This is a genomic window from Thiohalocapsa sp., from assembly GCF_022340605.1.
Lineage (GTDB): Bacteria > Pseudomonadota > Gammaproteobacteria > Chromatiales > Chromatiaceae > Thiohalocapsa.
Map to the genome: position 1 here is coordinate 1 of NZ_JAJDNQ010000030.1, position 22,040 is coordinate 22,040.

The following is a 22,040-nucleotide window of genomic DNA, read 5'->3' on the forward strand; positions in this document are numbered from 1 at the left end:
TGCTTTCGTTGTCGCTGTCGTTGTCGAGTATCCGATTACGACCACGAGCACGAGCACGAGCAGAGACGTCGACCAGGTTTCTCGGCTCCGGCCCCACCCGGGTTGGCGCCGTGCGAAATTGACTGAAACGGGTGACCAGAAGAAGATCGAAGGCCTAAGAGACCGTGAACGTATTGCTCGCAACTCCGAGAACGAGCGGATCGTAGGTCAGGTTAGCGATAGCGTAACCCGACCGACACCGAATACTCTTAAAGTCTCTACAGCCGTCCGCCGAGGCCGCCGGCGAGCGGCAACCCAACCAGCCGCGCCCCGCGGCCGCCTGGAATGCCGGCTTATCCTGGGGCACCAAAACCAAATCGACGATGGCGGAACGAGACCCTGGTCCGCAGCCTTTGGAGGCCGAGCAGGCCAGCCCCAAGCAGCGCGATCGTGCCCGGGGATGGCACACCGACATCGGCGTTGCCGCTGCCCGTGAACGCCACGGTGCCGCTGTCCCAACCGGTGTCCAGCCCGGTTGCGTTGAGGATGATCTGGCCGTTGGCCGGCACGTCCCAGCCGAGCTCGGTGGCGGCGCCGCTGCTGGTGCTGCTGAGCCGAAAGAAGAAGGTCCCGCTGGTGTCGTTCAGCTTCTCGATGGAGAAGTCGAAGATGGTGGCGCCCAGCAGCAGCGTATCCGTCGGTATGCCGAGGAAGTTGCCTCCGTCCGGCCAACCGTCACCTGCCGCGCCGGTGTTCGTAATGGAGACCGAGCCGCCTCCAGGATGCTGCCGCCACTGCTGAACGATGCGGTCAGCGTGAAATCGATGCTTCGGAAGGGCGATATCGCGCCGCCGTCGAGCTCGGTCCAACTGCCTGTACTGGCGCTCCCCGTGATCGAGAGCACTGAGCTGCCGGCGTTGTAGTCGAGGCTCAAGGCGTCGACGTAGAGGTCGCGGTAGAGGTTATCGCCGATCGCGAAGTCCGTACTGAACCCGGCCCGTGCCGCACCGGTGGTCATCCAGAGCAACGCGGCAACGAAGAGGCCGGCGATTCTGCGCAAGGGCTGGCCGTGAATCTTCATGGTGGTCTCGCGCCTGTGTCTGTTCGGGAGTCTGCGCGGCGAGTAACAGCGGTTGTCGATCCCTGCACGCCGCCAAAAACCCTAAGCATGAAGCATGCCACAGCCAACAAGCCATTGCTGAACAACGTTTTCTCGAACGTCACTCCGACGGATAGGCAATGGCTGCGCGCGAATTGTAAAGAAAATTGACAGTCGTCCGCGGACGGCCGCGCCGTCATCGAACCGAAACGACACTGCAACGGCTGGGCAACAGTCGCCGCTTACTCTACCGCCCGCAGCTACGCAACCCCCTACGCGCCGTGTTCCCGGCGCGGGCCGACGTCCTATCGGCAGTCCGTTTCGCCGTTCCAACGGAGCAGTCCATGATCACCCAATCCATGTTGACCCCATCCACGTTGACCAGGAGCCGTCTTCACTTTGCCATCGCCGGCGCCCTGGCCCTGTCCGCCGGCGCCGTCACCGCGGGTACGCTGTACCCGGAAGAAGTGCCCGCCCCGGCCGCGTCGGTCGCAACCCCGCCGGACCCGGCCACGGAAAAGCATGAGGTGCTGTCATCCCAGAGCGCAAAGATCAAAGGCATGATGGAGCAGACGGGCTTCACCACGCTGCTGCGCAGCGGTGACACGCTGCCGCTGCTGGTGGGCACGACGGCGTCGGCGACCCAGACGGAGCGCTTCGGCAAGCTCTACATGGAAGACGGCACGGCGCTGACCGACGAGAGCAACACCAGTTGCGACGAGAACGGCGTCAACTGCGGCGACGCCATCTCCAACTCCAACGACTTCAACTCCCTGCACCGCGTGGGCGACCACCTGTACCTGGTCTCGCATTTCGAGACCCGCCCCGCCGCCATGTACCTGACCAAGCTGAAGCAGGCGTCCGACGGCACGCTGACGCCGCTGGCCACCCGGCTGATCGACTTCTCGGGCGTCTACGGCGGCTGGGTGCACTGCGCCGGCACCGTGACCCCGTGGAACTCCCACCTGGGTTCGGAGGAATACGAGCCGGACGCGCGCGAGTGGGTCGATCCGAACCTGGACATCACCCCCTACAACGCGGCCCAGGCTGCCTACTACGACAACACCGGCTGGACCTTCAACAACAACGATCCGGAAGGCGATCCCGACGTCGCCAAGACGGTGATGAACCCGTACCGCTACGGCTACCCGGTGGAGGTGACGGTCAACGCCGACGGCTCCACCGGCGTCAGCAAGCACTTCGCGATGGGGCGCACCGCCAACGAGCTGTCCATCGTGATGCCGGACCAGAAGACCGTCTACATCACCGACGACGGCACCAACACCATGCTGGCCATGTTCGTCGCCGACACCGCGGGCGACCTCAGCTCAGGCACGCTATACGCCGCCAAGTGGCACCAGATCCAGAACAACGCGAGCCGCCCGGGCGGCTACGCCTGGCTGAGCTGGATCAACCTTGGCCACGCCAGCGACGCCGATGTCAAGGCCTTCGTCGACGACGCCTACAACGACGTCGACGGCCGCTGGGAGGTGCAGTTCGACGACCTGTTCGACTACGCCGACCCCGACACCAACGGCGACTGCCCGACTGGCCTCACCTTCACCAACAGCGGCCACGAAGCGCCTTACCAGGAGTGCCTGAAGGTCAAGGACACCCTGCCCACGGGCATGGACGAGGCTGTCCTCGCCCGCTTCGAGACCCGCCGCTACGCCGCGCTCCAGGGCGCCACCACGGAGTTCCGCAAGATGGAGGGCGCCACCTTCGATCCCGCCCGGCGCGTGATGTACCTGGCCATCAGCGAGATCAGCAAGGGCATGACCAACGGCGATGCCACCTACGACGCCGGCGGCAACAACGACATCCGCCTCAACGAAAACAAGTGCGGCGGCGTCTATGAGCTGCGCATGTTCAACGGCGGCATGGACAGCGAGGGCAACGCAATCGACAGCGGCTATGTCGCGCGGCTGATGCAGGGCGTGATCGAGGGTGAGCCGGTGACGCCGGACGAGAACGGCAACAACGGTTGCAGCCTGGAGAGCATCGGCAACCCGGACAACATCAGCTTCCTGCCGGGGTACAACCTGCTGGTCATCGGCGAGGACGCCGGCAACAGCGTGCACCAGATCGACATGGTCTGGGCCTATGACCTCCGCACCAAGGACCTGACCCGCATGCAGACCACGCCCTTCGGCTCCGAGACCACCTCGGTCTACTGGTACCCGGACCTGAACGGCTGGGGCTACCTGATGAGTGTCGTCCAGCACCCCTACGGCGAGTCCGACACGGGCGAGCTGCCGTATGCCCCGGACGGCGAGGCGGCCAAGTACGGCTACGTCGGCTACTTCAAGTTCCCGGCGCTGGACTGAGCCGCGCCGGCGGGCGTGCACCCTGGGTGCGTGCATGCTCGCCGCCGGATCACGCAACACGCAACACACAACGCACCGGGCCGCTTTCAGGCTCGGTGCGGCCCGCGTGGCAGCGGCACTCGCCTTCAATTTAAGGAGTCAACAAACATGACGCATCTGCTCGATACGCTTCAGCGCGCCGCGACACCGCTGGCGCTCACCGGCGCGCTGCTGGCCCTGCCCGGCGTCGCCGGCGCCGACGCCATCACCAGCGCCACGGCTCAAGCCCAGTTCAGCTTTTCCTATGGCGTCCCCGCGGGCGTCACGGTGGAATACCAATTCGACACCGCGCAGACCAACGACGACACCAGCACCGGCGGTAGCGCCGTCGCCTCGGCGCTACAGAGCCCGGCGTCGGATCTCACCCAGGATCTGGCCACGAATCCGTTCATTGCCCAGGATAGCCAGACCACCGCGGAGGCGTACAACAACGGCAGGAGCGGCGGCAGTGCGGCGTCGGCCTACCTGTCCAACGAGGGCCGGATCGTGATGACCAACACGACCGGCACGGCGGCCACTGTGACGGTCGACTGGCAGTACTTCCTCGGCGTGGCGCAGGCAGTGACGGGCTATCACGGCTTCGCGGATGCCTTCGCGCAGGCCGAGGTGCTGTTGATGGACAGCAACTTCGACCTCTTCGTGAATGAGCTGGTCGCGGTCACGGTCGCGGACGGAGGCGACGTCACGGGCGCCCTGAGCGATAGTGGCACGGCCTACCTGACCGTGCCCGCCAACGGCAGCAACACGCTGAACATTCAGCTCAATACCCAGACGAACGCGGAATTCGTGCCGGTGCCGGCGACGGCGGCACTGCTCTCGCTGGGGCTGGTGGGACTGCGCGTGGCCCGTCGCACGAAGGACTGACGCGGCTGGGCGGGAGTCCACGGCCGGTCGGGCCGTGCACCGATGCGGCCAGCCGTCGGTCGGGTTAGCGATAGCGTAACCCGACCTTCCACAACGGCTGCTCCGGGCGCGCCGGCGTGGGAGCGCCACTGCCTTTTGTGGCGCGACGACGGCTGGCAGGTTGCCCGCCGCCTGGCAGTTACTCGGGCGCGGCGTGCTGCCTCGCCGCCGGTCGCGGCACCAAGAGTGCCGCTCCCACAAGCCCGTAGATCGGGCTGAGCGATAGCGAAGCCCGACGCCAACAGCGCCGTCGGGCCTCCTAACGTCGGCCCGACCTACACCGAACGCTTGCCAGCCACCTGACGCTTGGAGCACGGCAGGCCTGCTCCGGCAGGTCGCCCGCGCGAGCGGCCGCCGGCGGCTACCTGCTCACCGCCGAAGCGCGGGACGCCTGGATCATTTCGTACGCCTGGCGGATCTCGTGGGTCTTCTGGCTCGCGAGCCGGATCATGTCCTCCGGCAGCCCCTTGGAGACCAGCTTGTCCGGGTGGTGCTGGCTCAGGAGCTTGCGGTAGGCGCGCTTGATGGCGTCGTCCGAGTCCTTTGGCTGCACCCCCAGCACCGCATACGCCTCCTTCAGGGTCGGCCCCGTGCTCGGCGCTCGCCGCCCGGCACCGCCACCAGCCCCGGAGCCTCGCTGCCAGGTGCCTTCCCACTGCCCACCGGCACGTGCCCCGGCAGCGGCAGCGGCATCGGCGAAGCGCCGCTGCATGCGCACCAGGTTCTCGAGCTGGCGGAACAGCAGCGGCGAGATGCCCAAACCCTGGCGGATCTGCTCCAGCGCACGGCGCTTGGCAGCCGACGGCTCGCCGTCGGCATAAGCCGCCTGCAACTGCACCTCCAAAAAGAGCTGGATCAGCATGCGCCGGCCCATGCACTCGCGGCGGAAGCGGGCGATGACGCCGTCGAGGTCGAAGTCCGGCGCCTTGCCCTGGCGGAACAGCGCGATGGCGGCGCTGCGCCGCTCGCCGCTAAGCTGGAGGCGGGACATGACCGTCTCCGCCAGCGCGATCTCCGCCTCGGACACCCGCCCATCGGCCTTGGCCAGATGGCCCATCACGGAGAACGTGGCGCTGAAAAAGGCGCTCTCGATGCGGCGGCGGTCGCCGAACGGGAGCCCGTAATCTTCGGCGAGCCGCTCCACGCCGCGGTCCACGCCATGGCCAAGGGTTGCGCCCAACAGGGCGCCGATGGGCCCGCCGGCGGCGAAGCCCAGCAGGCCGCCGACGGCCTTGCCAAACCAACTCACGTCACTTGCCCTTCAGATACTGCTCGTCGGAGAAGGAGTAGACCCATTGCGGCCGGAAGGCAACGAGAATCACCATGATCCAGCCGTTCAGCATCGCCTCCGGCAGGAACATCAGCGGAAACAGCGGCAGTACGGTCTGGCTCAGCTCCGCGAAGGTGTAGGCGCCGCTGCCCACCAGCAGCCAGGCCGCACTGTAACCCATCACAACGCCCACCAGCCCGGCGGTCAGGAAGCCGTTTACCATCACGTAGACGAAAAACTGCTTGGGCAGGTAGTGCCGGATCAGCACCAGCGCCACCTGGGTCAGAGTGATGGGCAGCACGCCGCCCACCAAGGCGTTGAGCGCGAAGCCGTCCCAGGGCATGCCGGTGTTGAGATAGACCCCCAGCAGCGCCACCGCCGCGGCGATGACGGCGAGCGACCAGCCGAAGATCAGGGTCACGGCCGTGAGCCCCAGCAGGTGGTAGCTGAGCCCGGGCTGCACCTGCGTCTCCATGTGCCACAGGAACATCAGTAGCACGCAGGCGCCGAAGAAGACGTGCGTCAGCCGCGCGGCGAGCAGCTTGCGCCAGGGCGCGAGCCACAGCGCGAGCGCCAGGCACAGCAGGTACAGCACCACCGCGGCCGAGGTGGCGGTGGACGAGAACAGGGCGGGGTCGAGGGACATGGACGGGACGCGGTGGCGGCTCGTGACGGGACATGAACGCTTCAGCTCAGTGTTGGGTTTGCGAGCATATTAAGGAAGGATCGGGGCCCGCGGGCAACTTGCCAGGCCGGTGAGAGCGGGCTCTCTCGTTGTCATTGTCGTGGTCGTAATCGAATATCCGGACGGTTGAGATCACGATTACGACCACGACAACGACAACGACCTGAGACGGTCTTGGGACTTGTGCACCGGTGCACTAGCCCCTTGTCTTGGCCGTTGCCCCAATAAGGCGCAGATTAGACACACGCACACATCAGCCCGGAGCATCCATGCAATATCGCCCCCTCGGCCGCACGGACATCAGCGTCAGCGCACTCTGCCTCGGCACCATGACCTTCGGCGAGCAGAATACCGCCGCCGACGCCGCGGCACAGCTCGACCGCGCCGTCGGCGCCGGCATCAACTTCATCGACAGCGCCGAAATGTACCCGGTACCGCCCAAGGCGGAGACGCAGGGCCGCACCGAGGACTACATCGGCCGCTGGCTCGCGGAGCGCGGCGGCCGCGAGCGGCTCGTCATCGCCAGCAAGGTGGCCGGCCCCGCGTCCGCGCTCGGCCTCAGCCACGTCCGCGGCGGCAATAATCGCCTCGACCGCGCCAACATCGAGCAGGCGCTCGAGGGCAGCCTGCGCCGGCTCGGCACCGACTACCTCGACCTTTACCAACTCCATTGGCCCGACCGGCAGACCAACTTCTTCGGCAAGCTCGGCTACGCACACCCGGCGGAGGACACGAGCGTGCCGCTGCTGGAAACGCTCGAAGTGCTCGGCGACCTGGTGCGCGCCGGCAAGGTCCGCCATGTGGGCATTTCCAACGAGACCCCCTGGGGCGCCATGCGGTTCCTGGCGCTGGCCGAGCAGCACGGCCTGCCGCGGATGGTGAGCATCCAGAACCCGTACAACCTGCTGAACCGCAGCTTCGAGATCGGCCTCGCCGAGGTGGCCCTGCGCGAGCAGTGCGGCCTGCTCGCGTACTCGCCGATGGCGTTCGGCATGCTGAGCGGAAAGTACCTGGACGGGCAGCGTCCGCCCGACGGGCGGATTACGCTGTTCTCGCGCTTCGACCGCTACTCGAACGCGCAGGCCGTCGCCGCGACGGCCGAGTACGTCGCCGTCGCCCGCAAGCACGGCCTGGAGCCGGCGCAGATGGCGCTCGCCTTCGTCACCGGCCGGCCCTTTGTCACCTCGAACATCATCGGCGCGACCACGCTGGCGCAGCTGGAAGAGAACCTCGCCAGCACGGACCTGACGCTATCCGACGAGGTGCTGGCGGACATCGAGGCGGTGCACACGCGCCAGCCGAATCCGGCGCCCTAGTGCAGCGTTTCTCCTAGACTCGCTTTCGTTGTCGTTGTCGAGTATCCGACCACGACCACGACCACGACCACGACCACGACCACAACCACGACCAGAAACTTCGACCAGGTTCCTCAGCTCCAGCCCCACCCGGGTCGGCGCTCTGCAATCTTGGCTGAAACGGGGTACTGGGAGAAAGGCCGGCGAAGCAAGCGCTTCGTGACGGTGCAGAAACAACGCGAACACCGTAGGGTGGATGAAGCGGAGCGCATCCACCGCAGCCAAGACGGCGGATGCGCTTCGCTTCATCCGCCTCACTTACGCTGTGAGATCGCCACTGCCTTTTGTGGCGCGACGAAGGCCACGCGGCTGTCTGCCGCTTGGCGGTTACTCAGGGCGTGGTGTGCTGCCTGGCCGCCGGCCGCGGCACCTAGAGTGCCGCTCCCACAAGCGCCGCCCGCCGTAACGGTTGCTCCAGCCACGTCGACACTGTGGGAGCGCCACTGCCTACGGCGGCCACGGGACATCGAGCCGCGACAGAGATACTTCGCGGCCGCTCAGCCGGTGCTGCGTCCCGCGCGCCGCTCCGCACCGCGCTGCCCGTAGGCGAGCGCAAGCAGCACGACGCCGGCGAGCAACATCGGCAGCGACAAGAGCTGGCCCATGGTGAACCAGCCGAAGGCGAGGTAGCCGATATGGGCATCCGGCATGCGTACGAACTCCACCGAGAACCGGAACACCCCGTACAGCAGCAGGAACATGCCCGACACCGCCATCGTGGGCCGCGGACGGCTGGAGAACCACCACAACAGCGCGAACAGCGCGAGCCCTTCGAGACCCGCCTCGTAGAGCTGAGACGGGTGCAGCGGCGGGCTGAATGGGGTGCCGGGGGGTAACCCCAGACAGTGCTCCGGGAAGCGGGCGCATGGGAGCTGCATGGCCCAGGGCACGGCGGTTGGATGCCCCCACAGCTCGCCGTTGATGAAGTTGCCGATGCGCCCGGCGAAGATGCCCGGGGGCACCAGCGGCGCGACGAAATCGCCCACCTCGAAAAAGCGCAGGCCGTGCTTGCGCCCGAACAGCCAAATGGCGATCAGCACGCCGATGAGACCGCCGTGGAAGGACATGCCGCCTTCCCAGACCTTCAGGATGCTCAGCGGGTTGGTGAGGATCTGATCGTAGCCATAGAACAGCATGTAGCCGAGCCGCCCGCCGGCAACGACGCCGACGACCACGTAGAACACGAGGTCGTCCACCATCACGCCGGTCCAGCGCGTTCCGGGCCGCGACGCGCGCCAGCGGCCGAGCAGCCAGCCGAGCGCAAAGCCAATCAGGTACATGAGGCCGTACCAGTGGACCTTGAGCGGTCCTGCCTGGAAGGCGATCGGATTGATGTCGGGGTAGGTCAACATGGGCGCGAATCTTAGCACGCGCGGCCGTGGCGTCCGTGACCATCCCATGTCCGCCCGGCGCCCACCCTGGGGGCGCCGCCGCGGTAGGCGCTCCCACTGCCATTAGGTCAACGCGCCCGGCGGCAATCATTTGCGCGTTGATCGTGCTGCGTCGATCGCGCTTGCAGCCTCGCCGGCTAAAACCGGCACGCACCCCAAGCTGCTCCTGTTGTGGGTCGGCTCTAGCCGGGGAGCGTCCCGGTGGCGGTTGGGCACTCAGTTCATGGCAGAGACGTCGGAGCTGCCCACCGCCGGCCACGGCACGGCTCCGACACGATGTGACGAACGGCGCTCCCGAGTCCGCTACCAGCCTGCGCGCGACGGGAACCAACCCCATAATCAGTAGACTCACAACAGACGGCCCCGTCTGAGCGGGCCGCAATCATCAAGACGCATCACCACTGTAGCCATGACTACGCCTGCAACCACCGCAACGGACGAGCCGCGGGCGATCGCCCGCCGCTTCGCTGATAGAGCGCCCGCCTGCGACTACTGGACCCTGCGCCTGGTGGACCAGACCCACGAGGGACTCGTCGTGCGCGACGACGTACCCGAGCCCAGCAGCATCGGCACCGGCCGCGGTGCCATGGTCACCGTCGTCGTCGACGGCGGCCTCGGCTATGCCGCCACGGCGGACCTGTCGGCCACCGGCCTCGCCGCCGCCGCCGGACGCGCGGTGGAAGCCGCCGCCCTGCACGCACGGCTCGGCCTGTTCGATGCGCACCTGTTCCCGCGCAGCAGCGCCCGCATCGAGTACCGCAGCCCAGTGCAACAGCCCTGGGCGCAAATGACACTGGCCGACAAGCTCGGCCTGCTGAGCGACGCCTGCGCGCGCATGGAGCTCGGCGAGCGAATCGTCGAGCGCGCCGCGTGGCTCGGCCACCGCCGCGTGCAGCAGTTGCTGGTGAGCAGCGATGGCGCCGAGATCGCCCAGACCTTCGAATACGTGGCCAGCGGCCTGGCGGCCACCGCACACATCGCGGGCCAAACCCAGACGCGAACCGGCGGCGGCGCGGACCGGCCCGGCCAGGGCGGCCTGGAGCGCCTCGCCACCGCGGCGCTGCTGGACGACGCCGGGCGCGTTGCCGGCGAGGCCATCGCGCTGTGCGAGGCGCCGGAGTGCCCCAGCGGCCGCATGGACCTGCTGCTGCTGCCGAGCCAAATGACGCTGCAGGTCCATGAATCCATCGGCCACCCGCTGGAGCTGGACCGCATCCTCGGCGACGAGCGCAACTACGCGGGCCTGAGCTTTGTTACGCCGGACATGTTCGGCACCTACCGCTATGGCTCCTCACTGCTCAACGTCACCTTCGATCCCACGGTGCCCGGCGAGCTCGCCAGCTACGCCGCCGATGACGAGGGGACGCCGGCGCGGCGCGTGCACCTGATCCGCGACGGCATCCTGGAACGGCCCCTCGGCGGTGAGCTGTCGCAGCGCCGCGCACGGCTGTCCGGCTCGGCCTGCGCGCGCGCCTGCGACTGGGACCGTCCGGCCATCGACCGCATGGCCAACATCAACCTGGAGCCCAACGAGGAAGGCCTGGACGAGATGATCGCCCGCGTGGAGCGCGGCGTGCTGATGGACACCAACCGCTCCTGGTCCATCGACGATAGCCGCAACAAGTTCCAGTTCGGCTGCCAGCTCGGCCGGCTCATCGAGGACGGCGAGCTGACCGGCCTGGTGCGCAATCCCGGCTACCGCGGCATCTCAGAGCGCTTCTGGCGCAGCCTGGACGGCGTGGGCGGCCGCGAGACCCTGGAGGTGCGCGGCGTGCAGAATTGCGGCAAGGGCGAGCCCAACCAGTCGGTCTACGTCGGTCACGCTTCGCCGCCCTGCCTGTTTCGGGACATCGAGGTGTTTGGAGGGGGACTATGAGACAGGACGACTTCTACCGGCTGTTCGACACCCTGCAAGACGGGCTCAGGGGCGACGAGGTGTTGTTCGCGGGCCTCGACGCCGAGCGCTCGGACTTCGTGCGGCTCAACGAGAACCGGGTGCGCCAGGCCGGCAGCGTGGACAGCGCCGGGCTCGGGCTCACGCTCATCGATGGCGGCCGACAGGTGGAAGGCGGTTGTCAGCTCGGCGGTAACGCCGACGCGGACCTCGCCCAGGCGCGCGCCCTGCTCGGTCAACTGCGCGAGCGCATCGCCCACGTGCCCGACGACCCGTACCTCAACTACTCCACCGCGCCCGCGACCTCCGAGCGCAGCATCGACGCCGACCTGCCGGCCACCGTCGACGCCATCGGCGCCCTGACGGACCTCGCCGCCGGGCTCGACCTGGTGGGCATTTGGGCCGCGGGCGCGGTCGTTGAAGCACTCGCCAGCTCCATCGGCCACCGTCACTGGCACGCCAGCAAGAGCTTCAACCTGGACTGGTCCTGCTACCTGGACCGCGACAAGGCCGTGAAGGCCAGCTACTCCGGCTTCGACTGGGACCCGGGCCAACTGCGCCACAAGGTCAACCAGCAGCGCGCGGAGCTCTACGTGCTGGGGCGGGCCGAGCACCGCATCGAGCCCGGCCGGTATCGCGCCTACCTCGCCCCGGCCGCCCTCGCCGAGCTGATGGACCTACTCGCGTGGGGTGGCTTCGGACTCCGCGACCACCGCACTCGGCAGACCCCGCTGCTCCAGCTCGCCACCGGCGAGAAGCAGCTTAGCCCGAAGCTCACCATCATCGAGGAGCATCAGCGCGGCCTCGCCGCCGGCTTCACCGACGAAGGCTTCACCAAGCCCGACCAGGTCAAGCTCATCGAAGAAGGCTGGTATCAGGACTGCCTGACCGACGCCCGCAGCGCCAAGGAGTACGACGCCGTGGTCAACGCCGCCGCCGAGTACCCCGAGTCCCTCGCCATCGCCCCCGGCGAGCTCGCCGGGGGCGACGCCCTGCGCCAACTCGACACCGGCATCCTCATCGGCAACCTCTGGTACTGCAACTGGTCCGACCGCAACGCCTGCCGCATGACCGGGATGACCCGCTTCGGCACCTTCTGGGTCGAGAACGGGGAGCCCGTCGCGCCGCTCGCCGTCATGCGCTTCGACGACAGCCTCTACCACCTCCTCGGCGATCGCCTGGAAGGTCTGACCGCCGAGCGCGAGCTGCGCCTCTCCGCCGAGACCTACGACGGCCGCGGCACCGACAGCGCCCTCCTGCCCGGCGCGCTCGTCACCGGCATCGACTTAGCCCTCTGAGTAGGTCGGGTTAGCGCAGCGTACCCCGACACCAGGAGTCGGTCAGCCGTTGATTGTCGGGTTACGCTATCGCTAACCCGACCTACGCTCCGCTCGATTTCGGCGTTGCGAGCAATACTGTCACCGTCTCAGGGCGTCGCATCCCTGCGCTGGCGCACCGGCTCAGAAGTGGGGCTTCTCGGGGGCTTCCTCGAACATCTTGACGCTGGCCATGATCTCTTCGCGGGCCTCTTCGCGGCCACCCCAGCCGGCGATGCGGACCCACTTGCCCTCGTCGAGGTCCTTGTAGTGCTCAAAGAAATGGGCGATCTGGTCGAGCAGGTGCGGGGGCATGTCGCGGAAGCTCTCGACATTGCGATAGCCCTTGAACAACTTGTCGATGGGCAGCGCCAGGATCTTGGCGTCGTCACCGGACTCGTCGGTCATCTTGAGCACGCCGATGGGCCGGCACTTGATGACGGAGCCGGAGATCAGCGGGTAGGGGGTGACCACCATGACGTCCACCGGGTCGCCGTCGGAGGACAGGGTGTGGGGCACGTAGCCGTAGTTGCACGGGTAGTGCATGGCGGTGGACATGAAACGGTCCACGAACATGGCGCCGGTGGTCTTGTCCATCTCGTACTTGACCGGCTCGGCGTGGGACGGAATCTCGATGATGACGTTTACTTCGTTGGGGACGTTGTCGCCACGGGGGACGAGCTGAAGGTCCATGCGGGGCTCCTCTGGGTGTTGGGGAATGAGTATCGGGACCCCGTCGATGGGGCCATGGATGAAGGAGAAACTAGTGCACCAGTGCACAAGTCCCGAGACCGTCTCAGGTCGTTGTCGTTGTCGTTGTCGTGATCGTGATCTCAACCATCCGGATATTCGATTACGACCACGACCACGAGGGAGCCCGGTCTCGAAATTTCCGCAGCGAAGCACTAGCAAGCCGGGCAGTTTAACGCAGGTGCAGCAAAACTGTGGGCCTTGTCCGCGGCGGGGCGCTCGGCCAGCGCCGCCTGGCTCGGGTCGCGGTGCGGGCCTCGAACATGATCCCGGCCAGCGGTTGCTGAGTTCTGCATAGACGGGGTTCCAGCCCTGATTCTGTCAGACCAGGATGCCCTGACTACGCAGGCGGCGGCCTCTATGGTCGGAGTAATGATCGAGGCCGCGGTGCGCACGCCTGACTGCGAGCGTCGACTCGCTTTGCGCGAGCCGGCGTGTCATTTCATACGGCGCGGTTTCACCCGTGTCCGCGAGCGCTGCGTCATCGGACTCGCTGGCGCGCATGCCGCGGCAAGGCGCGACGACGGTTAGTCATCGTAGGGGACAACGACAGCTTCCGGCCTGCGGCGTTCGATGATCGTCGACCGCGCGGACGGGAGCTATTGTGGCGATTGGGGCCCAGCGTCCCGAAAGCTTCGGGCGTACGGCCGGCCTCCCTGCCGGCCGGGGTCGTCGTCAGACGACGATCAGCGGGACGATCAGCAACGCGACGATGTTGATGATCTTGATCAGCGGGTTCACGGCGGGGCCGGCGGTGTCCTTGTAGGGATCGCCGACGGTGTCGCCGGTCACCGACGCCTTGTGCGCATCGGAGCCCTTGCCGCCGAAGTTGCCGTCCTCGATGTACTTCTTGGCGTTGTCCCAGGCGCCGCCGCCGGTGGTCATGGAGATGGCCACGAACAGGCCGGTGACGATGGTGCCGATGAGCATGCCGCCCAGCGCCAGCGCGCCGGCGTCACCGCCCATGAGCCACTGCATGCCGAAGGCCACCACGATGGGCATCAGCACCGGCAGCAGCGAGGGCACGATCATCTCCTTGATGGCGCTGCGGGTGAGCATGTCCACGGCCCGTGAGTAGTCCGGCTTCTGGCTGTAGTCCATGATGCCGGGCATGGTCTTGAACTGCCGGCGCACCTCGTTGACGATGCCGCCGGCGGCACGGCCCACGGCCTCCATGGCCAGGGCGCCAAACAGGTAGGGCACCAGGCCGCCGATAAACAGCCCGATCAACACCGCCGGGTTGTTCAGCTCGAAGGCCAGGTGCTTGCCCTCGCCGGCCAGGGTGTTGGTGAAGTCCGCGAACAGCACCAGCGCGGCGAGGCCGGCGGAGCCGATGGCGTAGCCCTTGGTGACCGCCTTGGTGGTGTTGCCGACGGCGTCCAGCGGGTCGGTGATGGCACGGATCTTCTCGTCCATCTCCGCCATCTCGGCGATGCCGCCGGCGTTGTCGGTGATCGGGCCGTAGGCGTCCAGCGCGACGATGATGCCGGTCATGCTGAGCATGGACGTCGCCGCGATGGCGATGCCGTACAGCCCGGCCATGGAGTAGGCACCCCAGATGGCGAAGCAGATGACGATGACGGGCGCCGCGGTGGCCTTCATGGAGATGCCGAGGCCCGCGATGATGTTCGTCGCGTCACCGGTGGTGGACGCCTGGGCGATCTTGCGCACCGGGCTGTAGTCGGTGCCGGTGTAGTACTCGGTGATGATGACCATCAGGCCCGTCAGCGCCAGGCCGATGCCGGCGGAGCCGAGCACGCCCCAGCGGCTGAAGGCTTCGCCGGTGCCCTCGATGGCCAGGGTCGACGGCAGCATCATCCAGGTGATAGGGATGAACAGCGCGAAGGCGATGACGCCGGCCACGATGAGGCCCTTGTAGAGCGCCGCCATGATGCGCGAGTCGCCCTCCTTCGCCTTGACGAAGTAGGTGCCGATGACTGAGGCGATGATGGATACGCCGCCCAGCACCAGCGGATAGACGATGGCGTTGGCGCCGTAGTGGCCCAGCAGCAGGCCGCCCAGCAGCATGGTGGCCACCACGGTGACGGCATAGGTCTCGAACAGGTCCGCGGCCATGCCGGCGCAGTCGCCGACGTTGTCGCCCACGTTGTCGGCAATGACCGCCGGGTTGCGCGGGTCGTCTTCCGGGATGCCGGCTTCCACCTTGCCGACGATGTCCGCGCCCACGTCGGCACCCTTGGTGAAGATGCCGCCGCCGAGTCGCGCGAAGATGGAGATCAGCGAGCCGCCGAAGGCGAGGCCCACCAGGGCATGCAGCGCGTGCATCTGGGCCTCCATGTCCGACGGATCGGACGGCGCCAGAAAGAAGTAGTAGCCGGCGACGCCGAGCAGCGCCAGGCCCACCACCAGCAGACCGGTGATGGCGCCGCCGCGGAAGGCCACCTGCAGCGCGGCGTCGATGCCGTTGTGGGCGGCCTCGGCCGTGCGCAGGTTGGAGCGCACCGAGATGTTCATGCCGATGTAGCCGGCGGCGCCCGACAGCAAGGCACCGATCAGGAAGCCGACGCCGGTGGCGAGCCCCAGCATGTGCGAGAGCGCCGCCATGAGCAGCACGCCCACGACGGTGATGGTCAGGTATTGACGATTCAGATAGGCAGAGGCGCCCTCCTGGATGGCGCCGGCGATCTGCCGCATACGCTCGTTGCCCTGCGGCTGGGCGAGTATCCAACGGATGGATACCACGCCGTAGCCGATGGCGACGAGCGCGCAGACGATCGCGAAGATCAGGCCTAGGGACATTGTGTTGTTCTCCTCAGCAATGGCTAGTGCCGGGCCCGGGAGGCGCCGAGCCATTCGGTGCTTCCCGCGGTGCAGACAAAGCCCGGCCATCTCGCCACGCCACCGCCCCGACCAACTGCCGGGCGCTGTGGGACGAGCATGATGGGGAGGGAAACCGCCCGGATGCTCAGAACTCAGGGCGCTTGCCGGGCACCGACGGACCCCCATGGGGACGCTCGGCGCTTTCCCAAGACGGCGCGGCATTGTCCCGTTAGCCGTAGGAAAAATGCAAGAATTCCACGCGTTCGATGGGTAATTCTGGGCAAATGCTCAGTATTGGGCGAACCGGCGATGTGGGAGCGGTGTCCTCGCCGCGATCGGACCCTGGCTATGTTGCAGATGCGCCGCGTTGTTCCAGTGCGGCAGATCGCCCGATCCCGATCTCTATCCTCAGACCAGCAGTGCGCCGTTTCACCCAACTTCGCCTTCGTTGTCGTGGTCGTTTTCGTTGTCGTGGTCGTTGTCGAGTATCCGATCACGAGCACGACCACGAGCAGAGACTTCGACCTGGTTCCTCGGCTCCGGCCGCACCCGGGTTGGCGCCCTGCAAAATTGCCTGACACAGAGGGGTTGGAGCTTGCCGGACCAAGTTTCGCCTCGGGCCATGAGCGCGGCATCGGCCGCGGCCAGGCCGTCCGGGGCCTCGTCGAGCAGGAGCGCGTCTCGCTTCGCGTCGGCGGCGATCACGACCCTGACCAAGGGGTGGCGCCGGCTCCCACGCTCCCGAGACTGGGCAAGTATTCCTCAAGCACCGGTCGAAGCGGATCGCGGCGTAGGATGGGCAAAGCGAAGCGTGCCCATCTTTAACGGCGGTTGGCGTGACGCCGTGGCGGGCACGCTGTCGCTATGCCCACCCCACAGCAGGTGCTTGCCCGATCTCTCGAGCGTGGGGGTGGGGGCCAGGGCCGGAGTGCCGACGGCACCGATTCGCGTCTTCCTTCGCGGCTTCGCGTGAGCCAATCGTCGGGTTACACTGCGCTAAACCCGACCTACGCCCAATACATGCCAGGTCTCTCGGGCGTGGAGCAAGGGCAGACGCTCTGCGTCCCGCCACCTCGGACACCAGGTCGTCGAGTTAATGATCAAGGTCGCGGCGGTACCAGCACGAATTTTCCGAAATGGGTTTTCTTCATGAACTCCTGCTGCGCCGCGGCGATGTCTTTCAGCTCGAAGCTCTTCGCCACCAGCGGCTTGATCTCGCCTCGCTCGATATAGCGGATCAAGCTCGGAAACACCGGCTCATCCCAGGCCGTGCAACCGATCAGGCGCAAATCCTTGAGATAGAAATCACGCATGTCCATGCTGACCAATGGCCCGGCGATGGCGCCGGAGGACGCGTAGCGGCCACCCCGGGCGAGCACCTTCAGGAGCTGGCCGAATCCCTCTCCCGCGACATTGTCGATGACGACGTCGATGCTGGATTCGCCCAGCTCGGCGCAAGGATCGCTCCCGCGGGGAATCACCCTGTCGGGGCCAAGTTGCCGCACCGAGTCCATCTTGGCGCGCCCTGCGACCGCGACGACCTCGGCACCCCGCCGCTTGACAAGCTGCACGACCGCTGAGCCAACACCGCCCGATGCGCCGGTGACGAGCACGCGATCGGCGGTCGTGACCTGTGCTCGGTGCACCATGTTTTCAGCGGTTCCGTACGCGCAGGGTATGGTCGCGAGCTCGATGTCGCTCCAATCGCATTCCACCGCAAACACTTCGCTTGCCGGAACCTTGACGTATTGCGCGAATGCGCCGTCAAAATCCGAGGCCATCCAGATGTTGTCGAGGGAATCGAAGCCATTGCTGCGCATGCAGGCACGCACCAGCACCCGTTTGCCGATGTCCGGGGCGGTAACCTCCTCGCCGCGTGCGATCACCTTGCCACAGCAGTCGGTTCCCTGGATGAGCGGGAAGGGAGTCTTTTCGTTCCATCCCCCGTCCTCAATACCGGAATCCTGTCCCGTCGCGGACAACTGCTCCGTCCCGCAGGCGACGGATGATGAATACCAGCCGAGCCGGGTATTGATCTCAGTATTGTTCACGCCCGCCCCAAGGACCTGCAGCAAGACTTCGCCCGGACCTGGCACGGGAATGGGAACCTCGCGGTAGTCGAGCTTGTCATAGCCGCCGTTGCCAGTCGTTACCACGGCCCACATCAACGGCTGCCGCGACCTCCGCTCAAAGCGCTCGGGCTTGACGTTTGCGAGATAACTCAGATCTGGCACCCCTTACCCCATCATGTGGAGCACGCCTCGCGCTTGGGCGGCTCATGCTTCGCTGCGGAAATTCCGAGACCGGGCTCCCTCGTTGTCGTACTCGGAGTCGTTATCGGGTATCCGCACGGGTGAGACCACGATTACGACCACGACCACGAGCTGAGACGGTCTTGGGACTTCCGCACCTTTGCACGAGCCGGAGCGCGGAGCGCACCGGGCGTCAGCCGGCAAGGCGTCGCAGGTGCGGCCGGAAACGCTCGGCGCCTCCGTGGCTTACTCCCCGGAGGCCGCCGCGAGACTTGGTGACTCAAAGCATCGAATAGGAGATCGTCACGCCAGTCATGACGATCGCGACGATGCTCATGAGCTTGATGAGAATGTTCAGGCTGGGGCCGGAGGTGTCCTTGAAGGGGTCGCCGATGGTGTCGCCGATGACCGAGGCACGGTGGGCGACCGAGTTCTTGCCGCCGTGGTGACCGGACTCGATGTACTTCTTGGCGTTGTCCCAGGCACCGCCGGCGTTGGATAGGAACACCGCCAGCGCAAAGCCGCTCGCCAGCCCGCCCACCAAGAGCCCGATGACGCCGGCGACGCCGAACAACAGCCCCACCAGCACCGGCGCGGCAACGGCGATGAGCGAGGGCAGGATCATCTCCCGCTGCGCGCCGACGGTGGAGATCTCCACACAGCGCTCGTAGTCCGGGTCCACGGTGCCCTTGAGGATGCCCTCGTTCTCGTGGAACTGCCGGCGCACCTCTTCCACCATGAGCTGCGCGGCGCGGCCCACCGCCAACACCGTGAGCCCGCTGAACGCGAAGGCCACCATGGCGCCCAGGAACAGCGACACCAGCACCACCGGGTTCAGCAGCGTCACGTTGTAATAGGACATGAAGTCCAGCAAGCTCGCCTGCGCGGTGGGCACGATCAGGCCGTTCGGCATGGTGAGCTGGGTAGCACCGGCGGCAATGAGATCCATGCGGATCACCTCGACATAGGAGGCGATCAGCGCCAGCGCCGTCAGCGCCGCGGAGCCGATGGCGAAGCCCTTGCCGGTGGCGGCGGTGGTGTTGCCGAGGGAGTCCAGGGCGTCGGTACGCTCGCGGACCTCGGGTCCCAGACCGCTCATCTCGGCGTTGCCGCCGGCGTTGTCGGCGATCGGGCCGTAGGCGTCGCTGGCCAGGGTGATGCCGAGGGTGGACAGCATGCCGACGGCGGCGATGGCCACGCCATAGAGCCCGTGGCCCATCTGTGTTGCGTCGAAGCCCGACGCGAACAGGTAGGCCAGCAGGGTGCCCACCACCACGGCAATCACGGGCGGAATGCTGGAAATCATGCCGACGCCGATCCCGGCGATGACCGTCGTCGCCGCCCCCCCCTCGGACGCACGCGCAATGCTGCGGGTCGGGCGGTAGGAGGGCGAGGTGAAGTACTCGGTGGAGCGGCCGATGAGGATGCCCGTGACGAGTCCCGTCACCACCGCGCCCCAGATGCCCCAGGGATTCTCGATGCCGAGCAGCCAGAGCACCGCCGCGGAGGCCACGACGATGAGCGCGGCGCTGGTGTTGATGCCGCGTGAGAGCGCACCGAGCAGCTCGCGCTGATCCGCGTCCTCGCGGGTCTTGACCAGATAGACGCCGAGCACCGACAGCAGGATGCCCACGCCGGCGATGGCGAGCGGCGCGACGACCGCCTTCATCTGCATCGCCGGCTCCGTCACGTAGGCCGCGGCGCCCAGCGCGCAGGCGGCGAGGATGGAGCCGCAGTACGACTCGAACAGGTCTGCCCCCATGCCGGCAACGTCACCGACGTTGTCGCCCACGTTGTCGGCGATGACCGCCGGATTACGCGGGTCGTCCTCCGGGATGCCGGCCTCGACCTTGCCCACCAGGTCCGCGCCGACGTCCGCGGCCTTGGTGTAAATGCCACCGCCGACGCGGGCGAACAGGGCCTGTAGCGACGCACCCATGCTGAAGGTGAGCACGGTCGTCGTCACCAGCACCAGTCGGCTGCCCTCGGTGGCGGCTTCCGGCGCGAACCAGTCGATCAGGATGAACCAGAACACCAGGTTCGCGAGCCCCAGGCCCACCACCACCAGACCCATCACCGCGCCGCTGCGGAAGGAGATGCGCAGCGCGTTGCCCAGCGAGGTTTGCGCCGCCGCCGTGGTGCGAGTGGACGCGCGCGTCGCCGTCTGCATGCCGAAGTAGCCCGCCAGCGCGGAGAAGAAGCCGCCGAAGACAAAGGTCACCGGCAGCCAGGGGTTCTGGACGCCGAGTCCGTAGGCGAGGAAGGCGAAGATGCCAGCCACCACGGCGAACACGAGCAGCATGATCTTGTACTGCTGGCGAAGGTAGGCCATGGCGCCGGTGCGCACATGGCCCCCGATGGTGCGCATTCTCTCGTTGCCTTCGTCCTCCGCCTGCATCTCCTTGAAGAAGCGCCAGGCGAAGATCATCGCGACGATGGCGGCGATCGGTGCGATCCAGAAAACGGGCTCGGTCATGACATCGGTACCACGGATGTGTTCGGTCTGAAGAACTGCATCGGTGACGGAGCGGCGGCGTCCAGGCACGCCCCGGCTGAGTGGTGCAGGCGAACGCCGCCCGCACCAACCACGCGCCGCCGCCCGCGGGCGACGGCATCACCGGGCGTCCCTGCCCGGCGTTGAAGACTCTCAGTGGGTAGCTACCGCCTCGAACGGGCGGCTCAATCGAATCTCGCTGCTCGGTCGAGCCCCGGCGTTCAGTCGAAGCGGGTGACCTGGGCCGAGCGCCACCAGTCGTAGTAGGTGGAGTCGAGCTCCTTGGGGCTCGGGAACGGGTAGTACGCAAACTCCTCGTGGTCGCCGACGTAGAAGCCGCGCTCCACCATTCGGTAGATGACGCCCTGCTTGACCTGCTTCAGCACCAGCTTGCTGTCTTTGGTGTTGTGCTCGAAATCCAGCAGCACGTCACGCAGGTGGCTGATGGCGGAGTAGGGCAGGTCGTCGCCGTTGCCGGTGGCCGGATTCGTGGACAGCTCGCCTAGCTTCAGCTCCGCGAACGCGATGCGCGGCACGTTCACCGGCACATCGGGGTTGGTGATGGAGTTGCAGAAGTCGTGCGGCTCCAGCCGGCTCGCCACCAAGGGGTCCACGGGGCAGAATTCCTGGTACAGATGCAGCGGATGATCGCTGTCCGGCGTGTAGTCGCCGCGGGCCAGTTCCAGCGTGCGGCCGTCGTCGGTGACGAGATACAGGTTCTTGAGCGCCGACACCGGCACGCGGCCGAGCACGTTGTAGATGCCGAGGTACACGGAGGACTTGGGTGCCCCGCTGGGCTGGGTCACGCAGCGCTCGTCCGCCAGCGCGAAGGGGAAGCTCGCGTCGCGGAAGGACGGGTCCACCTCGAAGAACATGGCCTCGCCATGGGCGTGCAGGTGCCGGCCAACGGCATAGTAGGCGCCGAACGCGGCCGGCTCCAGTTGCGAGGCGATCAGCGCCTCCGGGATCAGCGACAAATACAACCGATAATCGCTCATCGAAACCCTCGTTGGACAACGCCCGCAGGCCGGTGTGCTGGAGGCGCGCACCGCCGCGCGCCGTTGAGGCGAAACTTAACGGAATCGCTCTGGCTTTGCAGCACCCGTTTTATGACGGTGCGCAAGTAGGGAGTACGAAGTGTGCAGTACGCCGTCGAGATCCGGTGTCCCGCGGTCTATGGGAGCGGCGTCCCCGCCGCGACGGAGCTGCGGAATGCGGGGCTGGAGACTCGCATGCCGCTGGCGCCGGCGCTTGGTCGCACCACCGGCGCTTCCGCCCGACCCCGTCCAGACTGCCGGAAACGCCGATCCTTGACCATCCCGGGATAAATCGGCGTGCCGTTCTCGCGCACGCGGTTCCCGAACGCTAACGCTCCGATTCTTCGGCGGCCCGACCGCTGAGCCACAATCACCGCTCGGAGCGGATCTCGGCGTAGGATGGGCAAAGCGGAGCGTGCCCATCTTTCAGGCGATTGGCGTCAGCCCCTGGTGGGCACGTTATTGAGA

At 66.8% G+C, this 22,040-nt stretch carries 15 protein-coding genes; 5 read left to right on the plus strand and 10 right to left on the minus strand.

Going from position 1 to position 22,040, the window contains the following annotated elements; genetic code table 11:
* Window positions 1-332: 332 nt before the first annotated feature.
* A complete protein-coding gene (locus LJE69_RS04300; RefSeq protein ID WP_296921852.1) occupies window positions 333-848 on the minus strand; it encodes a hypothetical protein in 516 nt (171 codons plus the stop codon).
* A 574-nt stretch (window positions 849-1,422) separates the two neighbouring features.
* Between LJE69_RS04300 and LJE69_RS04305 the strand changes: the two genes are divergently transcribed.
* Together LJE69_RS04305 and LJE69_RS04310 are read left to right on the plus strand one after the other, a co-directional pair.
* Window positions 1,423-3,405 carry an alkaline phosphatase PhoX gene (locus LJE69_RS04305; protein ID WP_296921854.1) on the plus strand — a complete coding sequence of 661 codons (1,983 nt, stop codon included), beginning with the start codon at window positions 1,423-1,425 and terminating at the stop codon, window positions 3,403-3,405.
* Between the two features lie 147 nt (window positions 3,406-3,552).
* The gene (locus tag LJE69_RS04310) at window positions 3,553-4,308 is read left to right on the plus strand and encodes a hypothetical protein (RefSeq protein ID WP_296921856.1); all 756 of its coding nucleotides are present in this window, start codon (window positions 3,553-3,555) and stop codon (window positions 4,306-4,308) included.
* Window positions 4,309-4,708: 400 nt separating this feature from the next.
* On the opposite strand, the gene djlA is transcribed toward LJE69_RS04310, so the two are convergent.
* Window positions 4,709-5,596, minus strand: a complete 888-nt coding sequence (gene djlA, locus LJE69_RS04315; protein WP_296921858.1) for a co-chaperone DjlA — start codon at window positions 5,594-5,596, stop codon at window positions 4,709-4,711.
* A 1-nt stretch (window position 5,597) separates the two neighbouring features.
* Window positions 5,598-6,263, minus strand: a complete 666-nt coding sequence (locus tag LJE69_RS04320; RefSeq protein WP_296921860.1) for an energy-coupling factor ABC transporter permease — start codon at window positions 6,261-6,263, stop codon at window positions 5,598-5,600.
* Window positions 6,264-6,571: 308 nt separating this feature from the next.
* Here LJE69_RS04320 and LJE69_RS04325 point away from each other — a divergent pair, with 308 nt between their 5' ends.
* Window positions 6,572-7,618 carry an NADP(H)-dependent aldo-keto reductase gene (locus tag LJE69_RS04325; RefSeq protein ID WP_296921862.1) on the plus strand — a complete coding sequence of 349 codons (1,047 nt, stop codon included), beginning with the start codon at window positions 6,572-6,574 and terminating at the stop codon, window positions 7,616-7,618.
* A gap of 536 nt (window positions 7,619-8,154) precedes the next feature.
* On the opposite strand, the gene lgt is transcribed toward LJE69_RS04325, so the two are convergent.
* A complete protein-coding gene (lgt, locus tag LJE69_RS04330; protein WP_296921865.1) occupies window positions 8,155-9,009 on the minus strand; it encodes a prolipoprotein diacylglyceryl transferase in 855 nt (284 codons plus the stop codon).
* 448 nt (window positions 9,010-9,457) lie between these two features.
* On the opposite strand from lgt, the gene LJE69_RS04335 reads away from it, so the two are divergent.
* Together LJE69_RS04335 and LJE69_RS04340 are read left to right on the plus strand one after the other, a co-directional pair.
* Window positions 9,458-10,924 carry a TldD/PmbA family protein gene (locus LJE69_RS04335; RefSeq protein ID WP_296921867.1) on the plus strand — a complete coding sequence of 489 codons (1,467 nt, stop codon included), beginning with the start codon at window positions 9,458-9,460 and terminating at the stop codon, window positions 10,922-10,924.
* Window positions 10,921-12,240 (plus strand): metallopeptidase TldD-related protein, encoded by a 1,320-nt coding sequence (locus LJE69_RS04340; protein ID WP_296921869.1) that lies wholly within the window; start codon window positions 10,921-10,923, stop codon window positions 12,238-12,240. Before LJE69_RS04335 ends, LJE69_RS04340 begins: the two co-directional genes overlap by 4 nt.
* A gap of 162 nt (window positions 12,241-12,402) precedes the next feature.
* Here LJE69_RS04340 and ppa read toward each other — a convergent pair whose 3' ends face one another.
* The 6 genes from ppa to LJE69_RS04370 form a co-directional block, all read right to left on the minus strand.
* Window positions 12,403-12,951, minus strand: coding sequence for an inorganic diphosphatase (gene ppa / locus LJE69_RS04345; RefSeq protein WP_296921871.1), 549 nt, complete (start codon window positions 12,949-12,951; stop codon window positions 12,403-12,405).
* A gap of 732 nt (window positions 12,952-13,683) precedes the next feature.
* A complete protein-coding gene (locus LJE69_RS04350; RefSeq protein WP_296921873.1) occupies window positions 13,684-15,768 on the minus strand; it encodes a sodium-translocating pyrophosphatase in 2,085 nt (694 codons plus the stop codon).
* Between the two features lie 450 nt (window positions 15,769-16,218).
* Window positions 16,219-16,494 carry a hypothetical protein gene (locus tag LJE69_RS04355; protein WP_296921875.1) on the minus strand — a complete coding sequence of 92 codons (276 nt, stop codon included), beginning with the start codon at window positions 16,492-16,494 and terminating at the stop codon, window positions 16,219-16,221.
* Window positions 16,495-16,889: 395 nt separating this feature from the next.
* Window positions 16,890-18,023: an alcohol dehydrogenase family protein gene (locus tag LJE69_RS04360; protein ID WP_296921877.1), complete on the minus strand. Its 1,134-nt coding sequence runs from the start codon at window positions 18,021-18,023 to the stop codon at window positions 16,890-16,892.
* A 298-nt stretch (window positions 18,024-18,321) separates the two neighbouring features.
* A complete protein-coding gene (locus tag LJE69_RS04365) occupies window positions 18,322-20,517 on the minus strand; it encodes a sodium-translocating pyrophosphatase (RefSeq protein WP_296921879.1) in 2,196 nt (731 codons plus the stop codon).
* A gap of 239 nt (window positions 20,518-20,756) precedes the next feature.
* Window positions 20,757-21,533, minus strand: a complete 777-nt coding sequence (locus tag LJE69_RS04370) for a hypothetical protein (protein WP_296921881.1) — start codon at window positions 21,531-21,533, stop codon at window positions 20,757-20,759.
* Window positions 21,534-22,040: the final 507 nt, after the last annotated feature.